Genomic DNA, 6000 nt, shown 5'->3' with positions numbered 1-6000 from the left:
GCAGCGTGTGTCCAGGTGGCGCGGGGCCCATCCGACTGCTTCGTCTGGCGCTCTTACCGTCCACTATCCGTTACATCAGATATGGGGGCAGAACGCGCCAAACCAAGCCGGAATTCCGTCCGCCAACGCTTGGGGGACGGAATTCCGGCCGGGATCGAGTCGGACCAGCGGCGCATTGCAGACGTCCGGCATCCGACGAACCACGGCGCGGCGCTCGGGCTTGGTCTCGCGCGTACGACCGGTCGCTCCGGCGCGCGCAGACGACAAAACCCGGCGCGCTATCCACATGGCGGCGTCACCGGTACTCTGCTGGGAAAAAAATTGATGGGGGATTTTACCGCCAAAGCGTCCGCAAAGCGAGTTATCCACAGGAATGCCCACAGCACGCGCATCTCCGGGCGGCCGTACCGCGTTAACCCGTCTGACTTCGCGCGATGGCTGCGCAAATGACCGGCAATTGCGACGATTTGCCGCGACCGCCAGAACATCTTCACGATTTCCCATTTATCCACCGGCAAAAAGTGAAGCATCCGGCAATTTCCGCCATTATCCACAGCCACAGCCCCACGGGCTGGCGGTTCCGCGACAACGACGACACCGATCGTGTGCGGATGCCGTCGGGGCGATGGCTAACCTATTGACACACAACGGAAAAGCCGATTAAATAGCGGGTTCGTTAGAAAGATAACCGGATTCCTATCCAACTCCCGACGGCTGGGCCGCGCGTGAAAGTCCTTGAATTTGCAGGTTTTCACGGTGTCCTTGTGGCGTTTTACGATGCTGCTGCGCGGGAATTTTTTCACACAGTGAGTGCATCATGAAACGTACTTTTCAGCCTTCCGTGACGCGCCGCAAGCGCACCCATGGCTTCCTGGTTCGCATGAAGACCCGTGGCGGCCGCAAGGTCATCGCCGCTCGTCGCGCCAAGGGCCGTAAGCGCCTGGCCGTCTAATCGCGGTTCTCGGTCGTACCGCGGTTTGCGCGTTAAATCCGCAAGGCGCGAAGTCCCGGCACTGGGGTTTCCCAAAGCCGCGCGACTTCTCAAAACGGATGAGTTTTCATCCGTTTTTAGTTTGCGCCCTCTGCGTCGCAGCGCGCACTTCGTGTTGTATATGCGCTGGCGCGAAGAAGCGCCGGACACCCCTGCCGATGCCACGCCTCATGAAGGCCGCATCGGCATTGTCGTCGGTAAGAAGCATGCGCCGCGCGCGGTCACTCGCAATCTGATCAAACGTCAGGCTCGCGAGATGTTTCGTCAGCGTCGTGAGGCGCTGGCCGGCTGGGACTTCGTACTGCGACTGACCCGGCGATTCGACAAGGGGACGTATACGGCGGCCGCAGCGCCAGTGCTGAACACACTGTGCCAGACCGAGTTCGCGCAGCTCTTCGACGCAGCCGAGAAAGCTGCCCGCAAGCGCCGCGCGTCCGACGACAAGACCGAAGGTAGTTAGTCCCCAAACGGTAGCGCCCGACCCCGGGCATGCGCCGCCCACCCGGTCACCCTGTGACCGGACTGACAGGCGGAATCGAGATGCGAAGCGTGCTGTTGTTGCTCCTGCGCGGTTACAAGCTGGTGATCAGTCCCTGGCTGGGTAACCGTTGCCGCTTTCATCCGAGCTGCTCCGACTACGCACGCGAGGCCATCGTCGAGCACGGTGCCGGTTACGGCACTTATCTCGCGGCCCGGCGTCTATGTCGCTGTCATCCGTTTCATCCCGGCGGTTTCGATCCCGTACCGCCTGCTCGACACGTCTGTAACGTTCCCGACACCCCCGCCGATGGCGCCGACAAGGCCGCCGGAAGCGACACGTCGCGAGCTAAGCAGACGGTCTCGTCCGGGCCCGCGGCCGCATCGGCAGTTACGCGCCGCGCGCCGGGCCATTCCTGAGTTTCGTCCACCACGAGTTACCGCATGGACATCAAACGCACCGTACTCTGGGTCATTTTCGCGCTGTCTGTCGTGATGCTTTTCGACAACTGGCAACGCGCCAATGGCCATTCGTCGTTGTTCTTCCCGACGCCGGAAGCTTCCGCCCCGGCCGCCACGGGTAACAAGACAGCGGGCAACGACCTGCCGCAGGCTGCCAACGCCAACCCGGCGACGAGCAATGCGCCGGGTAATGCCCCCGCCGCTGCGAGCGCGCAGAACGTCCGCATCAACACCGACGTCTACGAAGCCGACATCAGCACGCAGGGCGGCACGCTGTCGTTCCTGGCGCTCACGAAGTGGCCCGACGCCGACGAAGCCGACAAGCACGTCGTGCTGTTCGACAACACCCCGAGCCATCAGTACTTCGCTCGCACGGGGCTGGTCGACGGCGACTTCCCGAACCACAACGACATCTTCACGATGGTGCCGGGTCCGACCACGATGACGGGCGACACGCTGACCGTGAAGTTCGAGTCGCCGGTCAAGGGCGGCCTGCAGTTGGTGCGTGCGTACACGTTCCATCGCGGCAGCTATGTGATCGACGTGTCGAACACGATCGTCAACAAGACCGACGCCCCCATCAAGCCGACGCTGTACATGGAACTGGTGCGTGACGGCCGTGAAATCAGCGGGGCGAAGTTCTCGCACACGTTCACGGGCCCGACGGTCTACAGCAGCGACGAGAAGTTCCAGAAGATCACGTTCAGCGACATCGACAAGGACAAGGCGAAGTACGTCAAGCAGTCGAACGATGGCTGGATCGGCATGGTGCAGCATTACTTCGCCACGGCCTGGATTCCGAAGGAAGGCGCGGAGCGCAAGAACTACGTCCAGAAGCTGGACAACGGTCTGTACCGCGTTGGCGTGCGACAAACGCTTGCCGCCATTCCCGCAAATGGCAGCGAGACGGTCGATGCACGTCTGTTCGCGGGTCCGCAGGAAGAGCACATGCTCGAGCAGATCGCGCCGGGCCTGGAACTGACGAAGGACTACGGTTACTTCACGATCCTTGCCAAGCCGCTGTTCTGGCTGCTCTCGAAGCTGCATGCGCTGCTCGGCAACTGGGGTTGGGCGATCATCGCCGTGACCGTGATCATCAAGCTGGTGTTCTTCCCGCTGTCGGCAGCAAGCTACAAGTCGATGGCGCGCATGAAGGAAATCACGCCGCGCATGCAAGCGCTGCGCGAGCGCTACAAGAGCGACCCGCAGAAGATGAACGCGGCGCTCATGGAGCTGTACAAGACCGAGAAGGTCAATCCGTTCGGTGGCTGTATCCCGATCGTGATTCAGATTCCGGTGTTCATCGCGCTGTACTGGGTGCTGCTCTCGTCGGTGGAAATGCGCGGCGCGCCGTGGCTGGGCTGGATTCATGACCTCTCGACGCAGGATCCGTATTACATCCTGCCGGTGCTGATGGCCGTGTCGATGTTCATTCAGACGAAGCTGAACCCGACGCCGCCGGATCCGATGCAAGCCAAGATGATGATGTTCATGCCGCTGATTTTCTCGGTCATGTTCCTCTTCCTGCCGTCGGGTCTGGTGCTGTACTACGTGGTCAACAACACGTTGTCGATTGCGCAGCAATGGTCCATCAACCGGATGCTCGGTACCAAAAAGAAGGAAAAGGCGGCCTGACGATTCAGGTTAGACCGTCTGACTGACATAGCCGCCCGCGAGTCTCTCGCGGGCGGTTTTGTTTGGTGCATGTCAAAATAAGCCACTGTTTTTCAACGAATCGTTCCATGAGCGCTACCGTCTCCACCGTTCCGATTGCCGCCATTGCCACCGCCCCCGGACGCGGCGGTATCGGCGTGGTGCGTGTCTCCTTCGGCAAGCATCGCGGCGAGGCTGTGCAGCGTGTCATCACGCGTCTGGTCGGTCAGCCGCTCAAACCGCGTCACGCGTCGTATCTGCCGTTTCTGGACGGTACGGGCGACGCGCTCGATCGCGGTATCGCGCTGTACTTTCCCGGCCCGAATTCGTACACCGGCGAGGACGTACTGGAACTGCAGGGACACGGCGGTCCCATCGTGCTGCAATTGCTCTTGCAGCGTTGTATCGACGAAGGCACTGAGCTCGGCGTGCGTCTTGCGGAACCGGGGGAGTTCACACATCGCGCGTTCCTGAACGACAAGCTCGATCTGGCGCAGGCCGAGGCGGTGGCCGACCTGATCGAGGCGAGCACCGAGGCGGCGGCACGCTCGGCGAGCCGGTCGCTGGACGGTGCGTTCTCGCGCGAAATTCATGCGCTTGTGGATCTGGTGATTCACCTGCGCATGCTGGTGGAGGCAACGCTCGACTTCCCGGAAGAAGAGATCGATTTTCTGGAAGCCGCCGATGCTTTCGGGCAACTCGAACGCATCCGCGCGCAGTTGGCGCAGGTACTGTCACAGGCGAAGCAGGGTGCGTTGCTGCGCGAAGGGATCAACGTCGTGCTGGCGGGTCAGCCGAACGTGGGCAAGTCGTCGTTACTCAATGCGCTGGCCGGCGCCGAGCTGGCCATCGTCACGCCGATTGCCGGGACCACGCGCGACAAAGTGCAGCAGACGATTCAGATCGACGGCATTCCGCTGCATATCATCGACACCGCGGGATTGCGGGAGACGGAGGACGAGGTCGAGCGCATCGGCATCGCGCGCAGCTGGAGCGAAATCGCGAAGGCGGACGCCGTACTGCATCTGCTCGACACGCGCACCGGCATGACCCCGGAAGACGAAGTCATCGCAACGCAATTGCCGAAGCACGTGCCCATCGTGCGTGTGTACAACAAGACGGATCTGGCGGGCGAACCGGCGACGGTACTGCCGAAGGAAGGGGCAGCGCCGCTGGGCGTTCGCTTGTCGGCGAAGGGCGGGCAGGGGATCGATTTCCTGCGTGCCGAATTACTGAAGATCGCGGGATGGCAGGCGGGCAACGAAGGGGTGTTCCTGGCGCGTGAGCGTCACCTGTCGGCGCTGCGTGCCGCGCGCGATCACGTCGAGATGGCGGACGCGCACGCGCGTCAGAACGCCGGTGCCCTCGACCTCTTCGCCGAGGAATTGCGTCTCGCCCAGGAACAACTCAGCACCATCACCGGCGAGTTCACTTCGGATGATTTGCTCGGGGTGATTTTCAGCCGGTTTTGTATTGGGAAGTGACGACAGCATCGACGCAGCGAGCGCGCCATTCGCGCTCACTGCGCGCTCACTGCCTCAAGCATCATCACGCATCAAATGAAATTCGAATCGTCGTCGTAGTCGCCGGTGTCGGTCAGGCTGTCGTCGATGTTCGAGAAGTCCGAGTTCGACGTGTCCAGGAAGTTGTCGCTTCCGCTTCCGCTTCCGTTGCCATTACCGTTTCCGTTCTCGTAGATCGTGTTGTTGACGATCGTCTCCGAGGGCATCATGCCGCTGCCCAATCCCCCCATCGCCGGTTGACCGAAGAAGCCCCCGCCACCGTTTCGGTGGAACAGACTTTCGATGCCCTGGAAGAGGAAAGCGCCGCCCGCCACGCCAGCGGCTGTCGTCGCGATGCTACCGAGCGTGCCACGCGCGCCGTCGCTCAGCCATCCGGAACGTTGCGCCGGTGCCTGAGGTTGCGACGCCACCTGCGTCGGTGCTTGCATCTGCGCCGGATACGACGCTGGCGCAGCGTTCGGGTTGTAGCCGACCGGACCACCGTTACCCATCGAGCCAGTGGTGCCCGCACCATTTCCCGCAGCGCCGCCATTCCCCCACGCGTTTGCTCCGCCCAGGAACGAATCGTGAGCGCCGCCCTGTGCGGCCTGCAATTGCGATTGGAGCGTCGAGATCTGTGCGCGCGCCGAAACCAGTGCGTGGTCGAGCAGCAAGGCGCGCTGCACCAGAAGGTAGGCGGCGTCGGGCTGACGGCGTACGGCGTCGGCGATCAACGCCTCGGCCTGCGCGTCCTTGACGCCTGCCTGCGCCTGCGTGAGTTGGGTCAGAAAACTCTGAAGCGTCTGCATTTCCTGCGAGTCCATGATTTACCTCTGTGAGCGACGTTTGTCGTGCGAGTGACGAACCCAGTATGCGAAGCCAAGCTTAAGCGGATCTTAAGACGCTCACCCCGCG

6 protein-coding genes are annotated in these 6000 nt (G+C 62.2%); 5 read left to right on the top strand and 1 reads right to left on the bottom strand.

What is annotated here, in order from left to right:
- The first annotated feature begins 817 nt into the window (after positions 1-817).
- The 5 genes from rpmH to mnmE all read left to right on the top strand — a co-directional run bounded on the left by rpmH (position 818) and on the right by mnmE (position 5067).
- Positions 818-952, top strand: coding sequence for a 50S ribosomal protein L34 (gene rpmH / locus NA29_RS25415; protein ID WP_010806664.1), 135 nt, complete (start codon positions 818-820; stop codon positions 950-952).
- A 61-nt stretch (positions 953-1013) separates the two neighbouring features.
- A complete protein-coding gene (gene rnpA, locus NA29_RS25410) occupies positions 1014-1451 on the top strand; it encodes a ribonuclease P protein component (protein ID WP_174555937.1) in 438 nt (145 codons plus the stop codon).
- Positions 1452-1531: 80 nt separating this feature from the next.
- Complete coding sequence (gene yidD, locus NA29_RS25605; protein ID WP_084104123.1) at positions 1532-1888, top strand: membrane protein insertion efficiency factor YidD; 357 nt, start codon at positions 1532-1534, stop codon at positions 1886-1888.
- A gap of 24 nt (positions 1889-1912) precedes the next feature.
- Entirely contained in the window at positions 1913-3565 is a 1653-nt protein-coding gene (gene yidC / locus NA29_RS25400) for a membrane protein insertase YidC (RefSeq protein ID WP_039394259.1), read from the top strand.
- 107 nt (positions 3566-3672) lie between these two features.
- Entirely contained in the window at positions 3673-5067 is a 1395-nt protein-coding gene (gene mnmE / locus NA29_RS25395; RefSeq protein ID WP_039394255.1) for a tRNA uridine-5-carboxymethylaminomethyl(34) synthesis GTPase MnmE, read from the top strand.
- A gap of 71 nt (positions 5068-5138) precedes the next feature.
- On the opposite strand, the gene NA29_RS25390 is transcribed toward mnmE, so the two are convergent.
- Complete coding sequence (locus tag NA29_RS25390) at positions 5139-5909, bottom strand: DUF2076 domain-containing protein (protein WP_039394252.1); 771 nt, start codon at positions 5907-5909, stop codon at positions 5139-5141.
- Positions 5910-6000: the final 91 nt, after the last annotated feature.

This window comes from Pandoraea sputorum (assembly GCF_000814845.2).
GTDB lineage: Bacteria > Pseudomonadota > Gammaproteobacteria > Burkholderiales > Burkholderiaceae > Pandoraea > Pandoraea sputorum.
This window is presented reverse-complemented; position numbering and strand designations above follow the sequence as displayed.